We start from the raw sequence: 16,254 nt of genomic DNA, 5'->3' as shown, positions 1-16,254 counted from the left end.
GCGGAAAATCGCACAGCTAAGTTATCCCCTGCATTCTGTGGAAAATCGCTGGATAACTGAAATTTTTCGTTGTGCCTGCAATGCCGCACGCCCGCGGAACGGGGCGCACCAGCATTTTCCGGTTCGGATCGGCCATCGGGCGAACGGCAATGATCCACCGGGTTATCCCACCCGCAGACCGTTGACTTTGCAGCGGAATATCGGGTTATCCACAGATTTTAAGGACGACTGGCAACGATTTCGGCCCGATACGGCGCCCACCGTCGTTCAGCGAATCGCGACGCGGTCGAGCCTGTTATCTGCAAAACATTTTTTCATTCACGCCAACGTAAGCACTGCTGCCTGACCGTCTCGTTCAGCGATTTTTCCTGTTTGAAAACGGTTCTCAACCACGATGCGTCGTTCACGCGCGCCTTGGCAAGCGCGCCGATCTCGTCGAGCGCCGCGCGCGAACCGAGCGCGGCCGCATGCGGCGCGATCTTGTCGAGCGTGTCGAGGATGTCCTCGGCGATCGTGCGGCGCTCACCCGTCTGAGGATTCACGCAGGTGCCCTCGAGCCCGAAGCGGCACGCTTCGAAACGGTTGAACGTGTAGACGAGGTAGTCGTCCTCCGACAGCTTCAGCGGCCGGTCGGTCAGCAGGTAGCGCGCGAGCGTCTGGATGTAGCAGGCGATCGCCGCCGCGCGGTCGACCGACAGCGGCGTATCCATCACGCGCACCTCGATCGTCCCGTAGCCGGGCTTCGGGCGGATGTCCCAGTAGAAGTCCTTCATCGAGTTGACCACGCCCGTGTTCACCATCTTCATGAAGTACTCCTCGAAGCTGTCCCAGGTCAGCACGAACGGCGCGCGGCCCGACAGCGGGAACGCGAACACCGAATTCAGGCGTGCCGAATGGAAGCCCGTATCGACGTTCTGCACGAACGGCGACGATGCGGACAGCGCGATGAAGTGCGGAATGAAGCGCGACATCGAATGCAGCAGGAACAGCGCGCTGTCGGGATCGGGACAGCCGATATGCACGTGCTGGCCGAACACGGTGAACTGTTTGGCCAGGTAACCGTACAGCTCGGAGATGTACTGGAAGCGCGGCGCATCGTAGATCTGCCGGTCGCTCCATTGCTGGAACGCGTGCGTGCCGCCGCCGGCGAGCCCGACGTTGAGTTGGTCGGCCGCCTTCACGAGCACGTCGCGGATCGCATGCAGCTCGCCGACCGCCTGCTCGTGCGAATGGCAGATGCCGGTCGACAGCTCGATCATGCTCTCGGTGATTTCCGGCGTGATGTTGCCCGGAAAGGTCTCGCCCTGGATCAGGCGCATCAGGTCGGATGCAGCCTTGGTCAGGTCGTAGTTATGCGTGTTGACGACCTGGATCTCCAGTTCGACGCCGAACGTGAACGGTTCGGAATTGACGAAGGTTTCGAGTGCCATGGCAGGTTCCGGAATCAGTTGCTGTCGCTGCGTTCGCCGACCGCCGACAGGCAGCGGTAGACGACGAACGGGCTGACGAGCTGCAGGACCACGATCGTGCACATCACGATCGCACGGAGGTGCGGGTCGAAATTCGGATAGAGCTGGTAGGTATCGTCGACGAGCAGGTACGACAGCGCGGACATCGGCGTCAGCGCGATGCCGAGCGCGACGCCCTGCTTCATCCCGATGCCGCTCGGCTTCGCGAACGCGACGACGCCGGCCAGCTTCGCGACGAGCCGCGTGACGATCAGCACGATCGCGAGCAGCCCGCCGAGCGCGAGGTCGCCCCACGTGAACGACGTGAGCGTCAGCACGAACAGGACCACCGTCAGCAGCCAGCCGGCCGTGCCGAAGTGCTCGGGCCACAGCTGCGGACGCGCTTCGAGGTTCTTCACAATGATGCCCGCGAGCAGCAGCGTGAGCAGCGTCGAGAGCTTCAGCGCCTGGGCCACCGCAATCGCGAGCATCACGAGCCCGAACAGCGCGACGAACGAATGCTCGTCGCGCATCGTCGACGTCATGTGACGGAACAGGAAATTGCACGAACGCGCGACGAGATACGCGACGATGAACGACCCGGCGATCAGGTAGAGCGGCTGCAGGATCGTCGCGAAAACGTTGCCGTACGCTTCCTGGTGGAGCCAGCTCGTCACGAGCTTGGTCAGCACGATCGCATACACGCTGTTGAGCGCGGTCAGCGTGATGAGGCGCTGCGACACCTGCCCTTCCGCGCGCAGTTCGGTCTTGAGCTGGATCACCATCGACGGCGACGTCGCGATCGCGATCGCAGACAGCACCAGCGCGACCATTCCCGATACGCCGAGCGCGAGCATCACGAACAGCACGAGCACGAACGTCAGCGTGGCCTCCGCGAGGCTCGACGCGATGAGCCACGGATTGCGCCGGATCCAGCGCAGGTCGAGGCGGCTGCCGAGCTCGAACAGCAGCAGGCCGAGCGCGACGTCGATCAGCAGCCGCGACGTTTCGTCGGTGCTTGCGTCGATCACGCCGAATCCGAACGAACCGGCGACGAGACCGATCACCGCATAGCCGGTGATGCGCGGCAGGCGCCATGCGCGATAGCACAGTTCGCCACACAGGCCGGCCGCGAACAGCGCGAGCCCGGCCCAGAACACGGCATCCGGCGCGAGCGGCCAGTTGGGCAGGAATGAGAACGCCGACTTCATCGTGGTGACTTCTCCTTTGGAAGCAACCGCCAGCGACGCGGGGTCAAGCGTCAGAAATGGATGCGCGCCGGCTGGGTATCGCCCCGAATGTGATTGTTGTGGTCGACGACGGCGGGACATGGGGTCCGCCTGCTCCGCCATCCGGCGGAAAGTCGCACAGGTTGCCGATCTGGATTGTCGGCCTGGTGTGTGAACGGACTGCGCAGTCTCGAAGATTCAGATTCGAAATCGAGCCGACCGTTCCATTGAAGCACGTCCGGCGCCTGGCCGAACGAACGCGAAGGAAACCGATTGTGCCACAGCTTTTTCGGTCTGGAACCCATTGAATTCGACTCGCGGCGCTGTGCGGCACCGCAGGTCTTTGGTTTCAAAGGTTTACTTGTATATATACGTAGTAGAAGTTAACAAAGGACGCACAGTTCTGTGGATAACTTCGGTTTACGCTGACAGATCAACGGGTTGGCGAAACCATAACCCGTTGCACAGGCTGTTCGTGCACAGAGGTTTGAGATGAGCAACTTTTGGGGTGTCTCACAGCTGTGCCGAGTTGCCCAGTTTACGTCCACTGTGATTACACACGAAGTGCGTGCGGATTCCGCGCGGTTATCCACAGCACCGGGTGGATAACCTTGCGCGGGGAAATCGGGAAACTGTGAGCGATCGGTGCGGCCGGTCAGCCGGCGGAGCCGACGCGGCGCGCGCGCAGTGCGCGGATCAGGAAGCGTGCGGGATCGACGGCTTCGGCGAGTTCGCGCTCGAGCGGCCACGGCTCGCCTTCGAGTTGCGATGCGATCAGTTCGGCGCCGAGCGCGGCCCACACGAGGCCGCGCGAGCCAAAGCCGAATGCGCCGTAGAGGCCGGGCATGCGCGGCAGGTCGCGCGCCTTTGCACCGCTCAGCGCGCGGGCGTTCGCGACGGCCTGTGCTTCGTCCGCGAGCGGGCCGATCAGCGGTAGACGATCGCCGACGACCCAGCGGAATGCAACGCGGCCGCGCAGCGTGGCGGGGTCCGGCACGTCGCCGATCAGGCCCGGCAGCAGGTGCCGCACGCGGTCGAGGTTTTCGACGTGGCCGGCCGTGCGCATCGCGGGATCGACGTCGTCGGGTTCGAACGTTGCACCGATCAGCAGCGTGCCGTCGTCGAGCGGCACCGCGTAACCGTCGCCGATCGTCGGGCACGGCAGCGGTGCCGTACTGCCCGGCGGCAGCAGCGTGAGCTGGCCGCGCACCGGTTGCAGCACGACATGCTGCAGGCCCGCGAGACGCACGGCGTCGCCCGCGTTCGCAAGCACGACGACGGGCGCTTCGGCGAGCGTGCCGCCTGCCGCATCGAGCGCATGCCATGCGTCGCCCCGCCGCTCCAGCCGCGCGACGCCGGTGGACGCGAGCAAGCGCACGCGTTCGCCGGCTGCCGCGCATTGCGCCGCGCACAGCCCGGCCGGCCAGACGGCGCCGCCGTGCGGAAACAGCAGGCCGCCATGCGCGACCGGCAGGTTCAGATGTGCGCGCGCGGCCTCGGGATCGAGCAGTGACACATAGTCGGACGGCGCGCCGAACGCATCGAATGCGTCGCGCATCCGCGCGAAGTCGTCGGCCGATTCGGCGAGATGGATCATCCCGTGCGTGCTGCGCGCGAACGCATGACCCGTGCGTTCGAGTGCGCGCCAGCGCGCGATCGCGTGCAGGAAGCCGCCGCGCGTGAGCCGGCTTGCGACGTTGTCGTCGCGTGTCATCAGCGGATGGAATACCCCGGCCGGATTGCCCGACGCTTCGCTTGCGATCCGTTCGTGCCGCTCGATCAGCGTGACGTCCCAGCCGCGCGCGGCCAGGCGCTCGACGACCGCGCAGCCGGCCAGGCCCGCGCCGATCACGATCGCACGGCGCGCCGCAACGGGCAGTGCGCGCGGCGGCTCGTGCCGGCGCGCGCGCCAGCGCGGCGCATATTCGCCGACGAGCCAATCGTCGACTTCGCGATACGTGAAACCCGATTCGCCGAGTGCGTGTTTCACGGCAGCGGAATTCGCATGCGTCGCAAACGTTGCGCGTTCGCCAGCGATTTTCGCGAGCGCACGGACCACGTCGGTCGAGCGCAGATCCGCGTCGTTCGACGACGTGAAGCTATCGAGATAGAACGCATCGGCGCGCGCGACGAGCTTCGTCAACATGTCGATCGCGTCTCCGAACGCGAGCGTGAGCACCACACGCCCTTCGTCGAATTCGAGCCGGTGCAGGCCCGGAACGAGCATCGGCCACGCGTCGACCAGTGCATCCACGTCGGCCGATATGGTTGTGTTGGCAACTATATGCAAGATCGCACGGCGCAGGTCGTCGCGCGAGAACGGATGCGGCTCGACCGCGACGAAATGCAGCCGCTCGCAGCGCGCGGGATCGTCGCGCCACGCGGCCCATGTCGCGAGGAAGCGGCTGCCCGTGTCGAATCTCGTCGCGACGATCGTGAACGTGCGGCGGCCCTGCCAGCGCGCCGGCAGCTCGTTGCCGGAGACGAACACGCGATGCGCGTGTGCAAGCGCGCCTGATGCGACGCGATGGAGGTCGCCGTACTCGGGCGAAACGAGCGTGCCGTCGTCGCGAAGCGCGAGCGTGGCGGGAACAAGTCGGTCGGGCATGCGAAACAAAAAACGTGGCAGCCAAGCCTGGCAAGGGATTGCGCGGGGCCGTCCGAGCGGCCGTTGGAAAATGCCAACGGCGCGGCGCACGGGCGGACCGCGCTGCGTATCCTGTCCGGTCGGCGCTGGTCAAAAAACAGGCAATCGATGATTCATTCGGCGAAACACCGATGAAAATCTTTGAAACCCTTGTCGTTATTGGGTTTGCGCTGCGCTATCATAGCAACGCCGTACCGCGGGGTGGCCGCCGGCAAGCCGGTGGGCGCGTCGCGCGGGCCAGGATTCGGCGCTGTGCCGTCGGAGTCTGACTCTCGACGGCACGGTTCGCGCACGTATAATCGGCGCGTTCGCGCTGTTCGTGTCAACCTAACCTGATAAAGGAACCTTAATGAACAAACAGGAACTGATCGACGCCGTCGCCGCCCAAACGGGCGCCAGCAAGGCTCAAACCGGCGAAACGCTGGACACGCTGCTCGAAGTCATCAAGAAGGCCGTGTCGAAGGGTGATGCGGTTCAGCTGATCGGCTTCGGCAGCTTCGGTTCGGGCAAGCGCGCAGCACGTACGGGCCGCAACCCGAAGACCGGCGAAACCATCAAGATCCCGGCAGCCAAGACGGTCAAGTTCACGGCTGGCAAGGCGTTCAAGGACGCCGTCAACAAGCGTTAAACCAGCGCCTGTTCCAGGAAAAACCCGCCTCTCGGCGGGTTTTTTGTTGGGCGCGCGCGGCATTTTCGCCACAGTCCGCGCCGCTCTTGCAAGATTTAACGGTTGTTCTTACAAGCCGTTACCGAGCCGTCAGGCATGCACGATTTGCGTGTCGCCGTGATCGTCGTCGTCGTGCGAATCGACATCCCACGCCGGGAACGGATCGTCGAATGCGCTCCATCCCGCTGCGCCGACGGCGAATTCCGCATCGGTCAGCAGGCATGCGTCGAGTTTCTCGCGCCATGCATCGGCGTCGAGCGCGATGCCGATCAGCACGAGTTCCTGCCGGCGATCGCCGACCGTGCGATCGTCGAGATCGCCGTGCCATTCGGCGCGGATTTCAGCGAGCAGCTCGTCGTCGTCCGGCCATTCCGCGCGATCCTGCGCGGCCCACCAGAGACCCGCCGGACCATGCCGGCATACGCCGCCTGCCTGCGACAGCGAGCCCGCGATGTCGTTGCGCGTCGCGAGCCAGAAGAAGCCCTTGCTGCGCAGCACGCCCTGCCACTCCTGGTGCAGCAGCGCCCAGAGTCGTGCCGGATGAAACGGCCGTCGCGCACGGTAAACAAAATTGCCGATCCCGAATTCGTCGGCTTCGCCGTGCACGTGCGCATGATGTTCGTCATGGCAGTCGGGGTCGTCGCAATGCGTGTGATCGTGATCGAGCGACGCGAGCCAGCCCGGCGCATTCGCGGCCTCGTCGAAATCGAAGCGGCCCGTGTTCAGCACTTCGTCGAGCGGCACGTGGCCGAACGTCGACACGACCTGGTGCGCGCGCGGATTGAGCCGCGCGAGGATGTGCTGCAGGCGCGCGAGTTCGTCGGCGCCGACGAGGTCGGCCTTGTTGATCACCAGCACGTCGCAGAATTCGATCTGCTCGATCAGCAGTTCGACGAGCGTGCGGTCGTCTTCTTCCGACGCGGCGATGCCGCGCGTCGCGAGTGCGTCGTCGGAACCGTAGTCGCGCAGGAAGTTGTACGCGTCGACCACGGTCACGAGCGTGTCGAGCCGGGCGATTTTCGACAGCGACTCACCGTCGTCGTCGACGAACGTGAAGGTTTCGGCGATCGGCATCGGCTCCGCGATACCGGTCGATTCGATCATGATCGCGTCGAAGCGGCCTTCGGACGCGAGGTTGCGAATCTCGACGAGCAGGTCGTCGCGCAGCGTGCAGCAGATGCAGCCGTTCGACATTTCGACGAGGCGTTCCTCGACTTGCGACAGCGCCTGCGCGTCGCGCACGAGCGACGCGTCGATGTTGACCGCCGCGAGATCGTTGACGATCACGGCGACTTTCAGGCCCGCGCGGTTCGCGAGGATGTGATTGAGCAGCGTGGTCTTGCCGGCGCCGAGGAAGCCGGACAGCACGGTGACGGGCAACGGCTGGTTCATTGCGGTACACACCAACGGAAAAGATGAAAAAGCGGCCGCGGCGCCCTTCCGGGGCGCGATCGGCCCGCGGACGGGCGAACCTGCGGCGTGAGCCCGCATTGTGCATCAAACGCGCGCCGGCCGGCCGGCACCGCGTCAGGCTGCGATGCGACGCGGCGTCATGGCGCGGGCGGCAGCAGCTTCCACTGCGTCAGGATGCCGGCGATCTGACGCGCGTACTTGTCGCGCAGCGACGGCGTTTCGGAATGATAGGCGCCGACGGCCTGCCACGTGTTGCCGTAGCGGTTCATCTTCTGTTTCAGATGCCACGCGGCGATATAGACGTTCTTGCACGGTTCCATCAGCGTGCCGCGGTCGATCCCGTAGCGCGACAGCGTCGTCAGGTGGATCGAATTGATCTGCATCAGGCCGTAGTCGATCGAGCCGTTCGTGTTCTTGTTCAGCGCGCCGGGCCGGTTGCGCGATTCCTGCCACGCGATCGCGCGCAGGATCAGCGGATTGACCTGCTGATATTTAGCGGCCTCGTCGAAACAATCCGCGCGTGCGTTTGCGCTGGCGAACCACACGCCTGCGGCAATCAACGCGATCGAAGCGAACCGTCTGTTCATGGTGCGAAAACGAAAAGGAATTGCGCAATGGTCGGGAAAACCCGTGCCTGTTATTCGTGCGACGAGAAACACGTCGCCTTTATCATACCGACAGCCCGTCAGGTTGCGACATGCGGAAATACGACAGCCGGGTTATACCGCATTTCCGTGTCGGTTCATCGCGAAACGGGGACGATGGCCGGCATGCCGATATAGCACCGAATCTTACATATTGCATACGACTCGCCGGATACATGTCGTATGTGAGACAGTCTTCGGATCAATGTGATATTTCGGACATGAAAAACTGCTAATGTCGCCTCTTTCGGACTTGGATCCCAGCACTACCGCCGGAAGTGGCCTGAGCCGGCATAGACCCATTCATCCATGACAAGAAATCGCTTCGTTATGCGGCGCATTGCCACGACCCTCGTCGTCGCCGGCATCATCGTCTCGCAGGCCGCCTACGCTCAGGTCACGCTCAACTTCGTGAATGCGGATATCGACCAGGTCGCGAAAGCGATTGGCGCCGCAACCGGCAAGACCATCATCGTCGACCCCCGTGTGAAGGGGCAGCTCAACCTCGTTGCCGAACGTCCGGTGCCGGAAGACCAGGCGCTGAAGACGCTGCAGTCGGCGCTGCGCATGCAGGGCTTCGCGCTCGTGCAGGATCACGGCGTGCTGAAGGTCGTGCCCGAGGCCGACGCAAAGCTGCAGGGCGTGCCGACCTATGTCGGCAATGCGCCGCAGGCGCGCGGCGACCAGGTGATCACGCAGGTGTTCGAGCTGCACAATGAATCGGCGAACAACCTGCTGCCCGTGCTGCGGCCGCTGATCTCGCCGAACAACACGGTGACGGCCTACCCGGCGAACAACACGATCGTCGTGACCGACTACGCGGACAACGTGCGCCGCATCGCGCAAATCATCTCGGGCGTCGACAGCGCCGCGGGCGCGCAGGTGCAGGTCGTTCCGCTGCGCAACGCGAACGCAATCGACCTCGCCGCGCAACTGCAGAAAATGCTCGACCCGGGCGCGATCGGCAACAGCGACGCAACGCTGAAGGTGTCGGCCACGGCCGACCCGCGCACCAACTCGCTGATGCTGCGTGCGTCGAGCGCCTCGCGCCTCGCGGCCGCAAAGCGCCTCGTGCAGCAGCTCGACGCGCCGAGCGCGGTGCCCGGCAACATGCACGTCGTGCCGCTGCGCAACGCCGATGCGGTGAAGCTCGCGAAGACGCTGCGCGGGATGCTCGGCAAGAGCGGTAGCGACAGCGGCTCGTCGGCGTCGTCCAACGACGCGAACAGCTTCAACCAGAGCGGCGGCTCGTCGTCGAGCGGCAACTTCTCGACCGGCACGTCCGGCACCCCGCCGCTGCCGTCGGGCGGCCTCGGCGGTTCGTCGTCGTCGTCGTCGGGGTATGGCGGCTCGTCGGGCAGCGGCGGCGGTCTCGGCAGCGCCGGCCTGCTCGGCGGCGACAAGGACAAGGGCGACGACAACCAGCCGGGCGGGATGATCCAGGCCGATGCGGCGACCAACTCGCTGATCATCACCGCGTCCGATCCGGTCTACCGGAACCTTCGCTCGGTGATCGACCAGCTCGACGCGCGGCGTGCGCAGGTCTATATCGAAGCGCTGATCGTCGAGCTGAACTCGACGTCGCAGGGCAACCTCGGCATCCAGTGGCAGGTGGCGAGCGGCCAGTTTCTCGGCGGCACGAACCTGAACCCCGGGCTGGGCCTGGGCAACAGCATCATCAACCTGACGGCCGGCGGTGTGGCCAACGCCGCCGGCGGGATCACCGGCGGCGGGCTTGCCTCCAATCTCGGGCAGCTGTCCCAAGGGCTCAACATCGGCTGGCTGCACAACATGTTCGGCGTGCAGGGGCTCGGCGCACTGCTGCAGTATTTCGCGGGCGTGAGCGACGCGAACGTGCTGTCGACGCCGAACCTGATCACGCTCGACAACGAGGAAGCGAAGATCGTCGTCGGCCAGAACGTGCCGATCGCGACCGGTTCGTATTCGAACCTGACGAGCGGCACGACGAGCAATGCGTTCAATACCTACGACCGGCGCGACGTCGGCCTGACGCTGCACGTGAAGCCGCAGATCACCGACGGCGGGATCCTGAAGCTGCAGCTCTATACCGAGGATTCGGCGGTCGTCGCCGGCACCACGAGCGCGCAGACCGGCCCGACCTTCACGAAGCGCTCGATCCAGTCGACGATCCTGGCCGACAACGGCGAGATCATCGTGCTCGGCGGCTTGATGCAGGACAACTACCAGGTAACGAACAGCAAGGTGCCGCTGCTCGGCGACATTCCGTGGATCGGCCAGCTGTTCCGTTCGGAATCGAAGGTGCGCGCGAAAACCAACCTGATGGTATTCCTGCGTCCGGTGATCATCTCCGATCGCAGTACCGCGCAGGAAGTCACGGCCAACCGGTACGACTACATCCAGGGCGTGACGGGTGCGTACAAGTCGGACAACAACGTGATTCGCGACAAGGACGACCCGATCGTCCCGCCGATGCCGCTCGGCCCGAGCCAGGGTGGCACACCGGCCGGGAACCTGTTCGATCTCGACAAGATGCGCCGCCAGCAGGTGCAGCGTCAGGTCGTGCCGGTTCCGGCCCAGCCGCTGCCGGAGCGGACGCCCGCGCAGCCGCAGAGCGTGCCGCAGCAGGCGGTGCCGCAACAGCCGCTGACCGCCACGCCGGGAGCATCGCAGTGACCGACGTGCTCGCGTCTTCCGCCCACGACGGCGCGCCGGGCGAACGGCAGCCGCCGTCGCCGCTCGCCGCGCGCCTGTTGCCGTACGGCTTCGCGAAGAGCGGCCAGGTGCTGATCGCGCATCAGCTCGACGACACGCTCGAGGTGTGGATCAGCGAACGCACGAGCGACGCCGCGCTCGCGGAGATCGCGCGCAACTTCGGCTCGATTTCCGTGCACCGCGTGCCGGCCGACGAGCTCGCGCAGGCGATCAACCAGGCGTACGCGCGCCAGGACGGCAGCGCCGCGCAGGTGGTCGGCGAGGTCGAAGGCGAAGTCGACCTGTCGCGGCTGATGCAGGACATCCCCGAAGTCGAGGATCTGCTCGAATCGGAAGACGACGCGCCGATCATCCGGATGATCAATGCGCTGCTCACGCAAGCGGCGCGCGAACAGGCGTCGGACATTCACATCGAGCCGTTCGAGAATGCGTCCGTCGTGCGTTTTCGCGTCGACGGTACGCTGCGCGACGTCGTGCGCCCGAAGAAGGCGCTGCACGGCGCGCTGATCTCGCGGATCAAGATCATGGCGCAGCTCGACATCGCGGAGAAACGCCTGCCGCAGGACGGCCGCATCACGCTGCGCGTCGGCGGCCGGCCGGTCGACGTGCGTGTGTCGACGTTGCCGACCGGGCACGGCGAGCGCGCGGTGCTGCGTCTGCTCGAAAAGGATGCGAAGCGCCTGAACCTCGAAGCGCTCGGGATGGGCCGCGACACGCTCGTCCAGTTCGACAAGCTGATCGCGCGACCGCACGGCATCGTGCTCGTCACGGGCCCGACGGGCTCGGGCAAGACGACGACGCTGTATGCGTCGATGTCGCGGCTCGAAACCGCGACGACCAACATCATGACCGTCGAGGACCCGATCGAATACGACCTTGGCGGCATCGGCCAGACGCAGGTGAACGAGCGGATCGGGATGACCTTTGCCCGTGCGCTGCGCTCGATCCTGCGCCAGGATCCGGACGTGATCATGATCGGCGAAATCCGCGACCTCGAAACCGCGCAGATCGCGGTGCAGGCGTCGCTGACGGGCCACCTCGTGCTCGCGACGCTGCACACGAACGATGCGGCATCGGCCGTCACGCGCCTGACCGACATGGGCGTGGAGCCGTACCTGCTCGCGTCGTCGCTGCTCGGCGTGCTCGCGCAGCGCCTGGTGCGGCAGCTCTGCCCCGTCTGCAAGGAAGAGCGGCAAGAGGACGGCCGTACCGTGTGGCATCCGGTCGGCTGCGACAAGTGCGGGCATTCGGGGTACGCGGGCCGGCGCGGCGTATACGAGCTGCTGCTGGTCGACGACTCGATCCGCTCGCTGATCCATCGCAACGCTGCCGATGCCGAGATTCTGGCCACCGGCCGCGCGGAAGGGATGCGCACGCTGCGCGACGACGCCGAGCGCTGGCTGGCGGCCGGCGCGACGTCGCTCGAGGAAGTGCTGCGCGTGACGGGAGGCGCATAGCGCGATGCCGGCATTCCGTTTCGAAGCGATCGACGCGGCGGGACACGCGCAGAAAGGCGTCATCGATGCCGACAGCGCGCGTGCCGCACGCGGCCAGTTGCGCACGCAGGGGCTCACGCCGCTCGTCGTCGAGCCGGCCGCCAGCGCGACGCGCGGCGCGCGTACGCAGCGGCTCGCGTTCGGCCGCAAGCTGTCGCAGCGCGAACAGGCGATCCTCACGCGCCAGCTCGCGAGCCTGCTGATCGCGGGGCTGCCGCTCGACGAGGCGCTCGGCGTGCTGACCGAGCAGGCCGAGCGCGACTACATCCGCGAACTGATGGCCGCGATCCGCGCCGAGGTGCTCGGCGGCCATTCGCTCGCGAATGCGCTGGGTCAGCATCCGCGCGATTTTCCGGAAATCTACCGCGCGCTCGTCGCGGCGGGCGAGCACACGGGCAAGCTCGGCATCGTGCTGTCGCGCCTGGCGGACTACATCGAGCAGAGCAACGCGCTGAAGCAGAAGATCCTGCTGGCCTTCACGTATCCGGGGATCGTCACGCTGATCGCGTTCGGCATCGTCACGTTCCTGCTGAGCTACGTGGTGCCGCAGGTCGTCAACGTGTTTGCGAGTACGAAACAGCAGTTGCCGATCCTCACGGTCGTGATGATGGCGCTGTCGGAATTCGTGCGGCACTGGTGGTGGGCGATCCTGATCGCGGTCGCGCTGATCGTGTGGTTCGTGAAGGCGACGCTGTCGCGCGACGGGCCGCGGCTCGCGTTCGACCGCTGGGTGCTGACCGCGCCGCTCGCGGGCAAGCTCGTGCGCGGCTACAACACGGTGCGCTTCGCGAGCACGCTCGGCATCCTCACCGCGGCCGGCGTGCCGATCCTGCGCGCATTGCAGGCGGCCGGCGAGACGCTGTCGAACCGCGCGATGCGCGCGAACATCGACGACGCGATCGTGCGCGTGCGCGAAGGCTCCGCGCTGTCGCGCGCGCTGAACAACGTGAAGACGTTTCCGCCGGTGCTCGTGCACCTGATCCGTTCCGGCGAAGCGACGGGCGACGTGACGACGATGCTGGATCGCGCGGCCGAAGGCGAAGCGCGCGAGCTCGAACGCCGCACGATGTTCCTGACGAGCCTGCTCGAGCCGCTGCTGATCCTGGCGATGGGCGGCATCGTGCTCGTGATCGTGCTGGCCGTGATGCTGCCGATCATCGAGCTGAACAACATGGTGCAGTGACGGCCTGACCGGTTGGTGAGGCCGTCGCCGTTCAGCGCATGTAGATCGCGGGGGACGGCGTGTTCGCCGGGAGCTGGATTTCGGCGCGGGCGCCGTTGCGGTCGACGACGATCGAGCGGGCGCGGACTTCGGCGAGCTTCGCGCCGGGCGTGACGTCCGCGCCGAGCGACACGGCGCGCGGCGGTTCGCCGCCAATGCCGACGATCGCGGCGGCGCCACGATCGAGCGCGAGGATGCCGAACAGGTGGATGTCCTGCACGGGATTCTTGTCGAGCTGACCGCCGAAGAGCGCCGCGGCGTCCTCGGTGCGGATCGGCAGCCGCGCGGCGGCGGCGGGCAGCGGCGCTTCGCGGGCCGACAGCGTGACGACCCAGTAGGTGGCCGTCGCGCACAAACCCGCGAAGAGGGCTAGGGAAAGGATCCGGATCGAGAGCGCGTTCATGCGCGCTATTGTACGGATGTATATGAAATTTGCGTTGGGTGAAAGCCCTCGGCGATGCGCGCCTTACAATGCGTGCTCCGCGCCCGCGGGTCCGGAAGGTTTCCGTCAGGTCATCGTCCGGTGTGCCGGGTGCGTCACTCAATCGACGACATTTTTTGGAAAGAGGTAGTCAGTCATGCAAACGTGGATCACTCGCCGCAACGCGGCCGTGCGTCGTCAGCGCGGTTTCACGCTGATCGAAATCATGGTGGTGGTCGCGATCCTCGGGATCCTGGCGGCGCTGATCGTGCCGAAGATCATGAGCCGCCCGGACGAGGCGCGCCGCATCGCCGCGAAGCAGGACATCGGCACGATCATGCAGGCGCTCAAGCTGTACCGTCTCGACAACGGTCGTTATCCGAGCCAGGAGCAGGGCCTGAACGCGCTGATCCAGAAGCCGTCCACCGATCCGATCCCGAACAACTGGAAGGACGGCGGTTACCTCGAGCGCCTGCCGAACGATCCGTGGGGTAACGGGTACAAGTACCTGAACCCGGGCGTGCACGGCGAGATCGACGTATTCAGCTACGGTGCCGACGGCAAGGAAGGCGGCGAGAGCAACGACTCCGACATCGGTTCGTGGCAATAAGCCGGCGCTGATCGTCCCGACGCCTCGTTCCCGCTCTTCATGCTCGCCATTCGCACGACTTCCCGCTGCGGCCGCGATTGCCGTGCGCATCGCGGCGCGGCGCCGTCCGTATCGGCGCGCGCCGATGGCGGGCCGCTGAAGCACCGCGTGCGGCACGCCCGTGCACGCGGCTTCACGCTGCTCGAAATGCTGGTCGTGCTCGTGATTGCAGGGCTGCTCGTGTCGCTCGCGTCGCTGTCGCTGACGCGCAATCCGCGCACTGACCTGCGCGAGGAAGCGCAGCGCATCGCGCTGCTGTTCGAGACGGCCGGCGATGAAGCACAGGTGCGCGCGCGCCCGATCGCGTGGCAGCCGACCGCGCACGGTTTCCGTTTCGACGTGAGCTCGCCCGACGGCTGGCGCACGCTGCGCGACGACCTGCTGCGCCCGCGCGACTGGGACGGCGGCGTCACGGGCGCCGACATCGACTACCCGGGTTCCGACACGCGCGTGAACCGCGTCGTGTTCGGCACCGAGAGCATCGACACGCCGGTGCGCGTGACGCTGCATTCGGCCGTCGGCAGCGCGACGATCGTCGGCACCGGCAATGGCCGCTACGAGGTGCAATGACGATGCGTCGTCGCCTGCCCTTCCCCGTTTCTTCGTCGCAGCCCACTCCCCCGACGGGGTTTCCTGCGGGGCGTGGCGGTTCCTGCGCAAACCGGGCTGCATCCGGTTTCCCCGGGGCGCGCGGCTTCACGATGATCGAGGTGCTGGTCGCGCTCGCGATCATCGCGGTCGCGCTCGCCGCGTCGATCCGCGCGGTCGGCACGATGGCGACCAATGCATCCGAACTCCATCGCCGGCTGCTGGCCGGCTGGAGCGCCGACAACGCGCTTGCGCAGTTGCGCCTCACGCATGCGTGGCCGCAGATCGGCGACCAGAGTTTCGACTGTTCGCAAGGCAACGTGCAGCTCGTCTGCACACAGAGCGTGAGCGCCACGCCGAATCCCGTGTTCCGGCGCGTCCGGGTTTCGGTGAGCATGCCCGGGCGCTCCGGCGTGCTCGCGCAGATGGTGACGGTGGTCGCGAATGAAACCAGCCGTCCGCTCTGACGCGCCGATGCGACGCCCGCACGCGCGCCCCGCCCGGGGCTTCACGCTGATCGAGCTGATGATCGCGATCGCGATCCTCGCGGTGGTCGCCATCCTCGCGTGGCGCGGGCTCGACCAGATCATGCGCGGCCGCGACAAGGTCGCGTCCGCGATGGAAGACGAGCGCGTCTTCGCGCAGATGTTCGACCAGATGCGCATCGACGCGCGGCTTGCCGCGACCGACGACGAGGCCGGCCAGCCGGCGATCGGCGTCGCCGGCAATACGCTGCAGATCGTTCGCGAATTCGACGTGCCGGGCGCCGCGCCGCGGCTGCAGGTGGTCCGCTATCGGATCGCCGGCGGGCGCGTGGTGCGCTATGCATCGGCGCCGATCGACGACGCGAACCGGCTGCAACGCGTGCTGAAGGACAGCAGCGTCGAAGGCTGGAGCTGGGTCGCGCTGATGGGCGGTGTCGGCGCGATCGACGCGAAGCTGTACGTGCCGCGCGTGGGCTGGACCACCAACCTGCAGACGGCCGACGAAGCGCTCGCGCAGAACAACGATGCGCTCAAGGTGCCGCAGCTCGGCAACGCGCCGCCGCAGCGCGCGGTGACGGGGCTCCAGGTCAGCATCGGCGCGACGTCGCTGCGCGTGCCGGTCACGCGCGTGTTCCTCGTCGGGGAATGACG

At 66.2% G+C, this 16,254-nt stretch carries 14 protein-coding genes; 8 read left to right on the top strand and 6 right to left on the bottom strand.

Annotated elements, in window-relative coordinates:
* Positions 1 to 314 precede the first annotated feature (314 nt).
* The 3 genes from R9B84_RS00385 to mnmC form a co-directional block, all read right to left on the bottom strand.
* On the bottom strand, positions 315 to 1,430 hold the full coding sequence (locus tag R9B84_RS00385; RefSeq protein WP_423758837.1) for a YbdK family carboxylate-amine ligase: 1,116 nt from the start codon (positions 1,428 to 1,430) through the stop codon (positions 315 to 317).
* Positions 1,431 to 1,444: 14 nt separating this feature from the next.
* The gene (locus tag R9B84_RS00380; RefSeq protein WP_423758836.1) at positions 1,445 to 2,659 is read right to left on the bottom strand and encodes a cation:proton antiporter; all 1,215 of its coding nucleotides are present in this window, start codon (positions 2,657 to 2,659) and stop codon (positions 1,445 to 1,447) included.
* 673 nt (positions 2,660 to 3,332) lie between these two features.
* Positions 3,333 to 5,285, bottom strand: a complete 1,953-nt coding sequence (gene mnmC / locus R9B84_RS00375) for a bifunctional tRNA (5-methylaminomethyl-2-thiouridine)(34)-methyltransferase MnmD/FAD-dependent 5-carboxymethylaminomethyl-2-thiouridine(34) oxidoreductase MnmC (protein WP_423758835.1) — start codon at positions 5,283 to 5,285, stop codon at positions 3,333 to 3,335.
* A 388-nt stretch (positions 5,286 to 5,673) separates the two neighbouring features.
* On the opposite strand from mnmC, the gene R9B84_RS00370 reads away from it, so the two are divergent.
* Positions 5,674 to 5,952, top strand: a complete 279-nt coding sequence (locus R9B84_RS00370; protein ID WP_006401505.1) for an HU family DNA-binding protein — start codon at positions 5,674 to 5,676, stop codon at positions 5,950 to 5,952.
* A gap of 129 nt (positions 5,953 to 6,081) precedes the next feature.
* Here the strand turns inward: R9B84_RS00370 and R9B84_RS00365 are convergent, their stop codons facing one another.
* Both R9B84_RS00365 and R9B84_RS00360 read right to left on the bottom strand, forming a co-directional pair.
* Positions 6,082 to 7,395, bottom strand: a complete 1,314-nt coding sequence (locus tag R9B84_RS00365) for a GTP-binding protein (RefSeq protein WP_423759935.1) — start codon at positions 7,393 to 7,395, stop codon at positions 6,082 to 6,084.
* Positions 7,396 to 7,541: 146 nt separating this feature from the next.
* Positions 7,542 to 7,991, bottom strand: a complete 450-nt coding sequence (locus tag R9B84_RS00360) for a lytic transglycosylase domain-containing protein (protein WP_423759934.1) — start codon at positions 7,989 to 7,991, stop codon at positions 7,542 to 7,544.
* Between the two features lie 366 nt (positions 7,992 to 8,357).
* Here R9B84_RS00360 and gspD point away from each other — a divergent pair, with 366 nt between their 5' ends.
* From gspD to gspF, 3 genes are read left to right on the top strand one after another with little or no spacing between them, the layout of a single operon-like run.
* Positions 8,358 to 10,703 (top strand): type II secretion system secretin GspD, encoded by a 2,346-nt coding sequence (gspD, locus tag R9B84_RS00355; protein ID WP_423758834.1) that lies wholly within the window; start codon positions 8,358 to 8,360, stop codon positions 10,701 to 10,703.
* Positions 10,700 to 12,199 (top strand): type II secretion system ATPase GspE, encoded by a 1,500-nt coding sequence (gspE, locus tag R9B84_RS00350; protein WP_423758833.1) that lies wholly within the window; start codon positions 10,700 to 10,702, stop codon positions 12,197 to 12,199. Before gspD ends, gspE begins: the two co-directional genes overlap by 4 nt.
* Positions 12,200 to 12,203: 4 nt before the next feature.
* The gene (gene gspF, locus R9B84_RS00345; protein WP_034183807.1) at positions 12,204 to 13,421 is read left to right on the top strand and encodes a type II secretion system inner membrane protein GspF; all 1,218 of its coding nucleotides are present in this window, start codon (positions 12,204 to 12,206) and stop codon (positions 13,419 to 13,421) included.
* A 31-nt stretch (positions 13,422 to 13,452) separates the two neighbouring features.
* On the opposite strand, the gene R9B84_RS00340 is transcribed toward gspF, so the two are convergent.
* Complete coding sequence (locus R9B84_RS00340) at positions 13,453 to 13,863, bottom strand: hypothetical protein (RefSeq protein ID WP_423758832.1); 411 nt, start codon at positions 13,861 to 13,863, stop codon at positions 13,453 to 13,455.
* Positions 13,864 to 14,038: 175 nt separating this feature from the next.
* Between R9B84_RS00340 and gspG the strand changes: the two genes are divergently transcribed.
* The 4 genes from gspG to R9B84_RS00320 all read left to right on the top strand — a co-directional run bounded on the left by gspG (position 14,039) and on the right by R9B84_RS00320 (position 16,252).
* Positions 14,039 to 14,491, top strand: coding sequence for a type II secretion system major pseudopilin GspG (gene gspG / locus R9B84_RS00335; protein WP_006759194.1), 453 nt, complete (start codon positions 14,039 to 14,041; stop codon positions 14,489 to 14,491).
* A 39-nt stretch (positions 14,492 to 14,530) separates the two neighbouring features.
* The gene (locus tag R9B84_RS00330) at positions 14,531 to 15,100 is read left to right on the top strand and encodes a GspH/FimT family pseudopilin (protein WP_423758831.1); all 570 of its coding nucleotides are present in this window, start codon (positions 14,531 to 14,533) and stop codon (positions 15,098 to 15,100) included.
* A 131-nt stretch (positions 15,101 to 15,231) separates the two neighbouring features.
* Positions 15,232 to 15,585 carry a type II secretion system minor pseudopilin GspI gene (gene gspI / locus R9B84_RS00325; protein ID WP_423758830.1) on the top strand — a complete coding sequence of 118 codons (354 nt, stop codon included), beginning with the start codon at positions 15,232 to 15,234 and terminating at the stop codon, positions 15,583 to 15,585.
* Positions 15,586 to 15,592: 7 nt separating this feature from the next.
* Entirely contained in the window at positions 15,593 to 16,252 is a 660-nt protein-coding gene (locus R9B84_RS00320) for a PulJ/GspJ family protein (protein WP_047899425.1), read from the top strand.
* The last annotated feature ends 2 nt before the right edge of the window (positions 16,253 to 16,254 follow it).

Source organism: Burkholderia sp. NLJ2 (assembly GCF_049487195.1).
Classification (GTDB): Bacteria; Pseudomonadota; Gammaproteobacteria; order Burkholderiales; family Burkholderiaceae; genus Burkholderia; species Burkholderia pyrrocinia.
This window is presented reverse-complemented; position numbering and strand designations above follow the sequence as displayed.

Excerpts from the sequence above, each read along its gene's own strand:
- R9B84_RS00330 (WP_423758831.1), top strand. The coding sequence starts at position 14,531 with ATGCTCGCCATTCGCACGACTTCCCGCTGCGGCCGCGATTGCCGTGCG.
- R9B84_RS00385 (WP_423758837.1), bottom strand. The coding sequence starts at position 1,430 with ATGGCACTCGAAACCTTCGTCAATTCCGAACCGTTCACGTTCGGCGTC.
- gspF (WP_034183807.1), top strand. The coding sequence starts at position 12,204 with ATGCCGGCATTCCGTTTCGAAGCGATCGACGCGGCGGGACACGCGCAG.
- gspG (WP_006759194.1), top strand. The coding sequence starts at position 14,039 with ATGCAAACGTGGATCACTCGCCGCAACGCGGCCGTGCGTCGTCAGCGC.
- R9B84_RS00360 (WP_423759934.1), bottom strand. The coding sequence starts at position 7,991 with ATGAACAGACGGTTCGCTTCGATCGCGTTGATTGCCGCAGGCGTGTGG.
- R9B84_RS00320 (WP_047899425.1), top strand. The coding sequence starts at position 15,593 with ATGCGACGCCCGCACGCGCGCCCCGCCCGGGGCTTCACGCTGATCGAG.
- mnmC (WP_423758835.1), bottom strand. The coding sequence starts at position 5,285 with ATGCCCGACCGACTTGTTCCCGCCACGCTCGCGCTTCGCGACGACGGC.
- R9B84_RS00370 (WP_006401505.1), top strand. The coding sequence starts at position 5,674 with ATGAACAAACAGGAACTGATCGACGCCGTCGCCGCCCAAACGGGCGCC.
- R9B84_RS00340 (WP_423758832.1), bottom strand. The coding sequence starts at position 13,863 with ATGAACGCGCTCTCGATCCGGATCCTTTCCCTAGCCCTCTTCGCGGGT.
- gspD (WP_423758834.1), top strand. The coding sequence starts at position 8,358 with ATGACAAGAAATCGCTTCGTTATGCGGCGCATTGCCACGACCCTCGTC.
- gspI (WP_423758830.1), top strand. The coding sequence starts at position 15,232 with ATGATCGAGGTGCTGGTCGCGCTCGCGATCATCGCGGTCGCGCTCGCC.
- R9B84_RS00380 (WP_423758836.1), bottom strand. The coding sequence starts at position 2,659 with ATGAAGTCGGCGTTCTCATTCCTGCCCAACTGGCCGCTCGCGCCGGAT.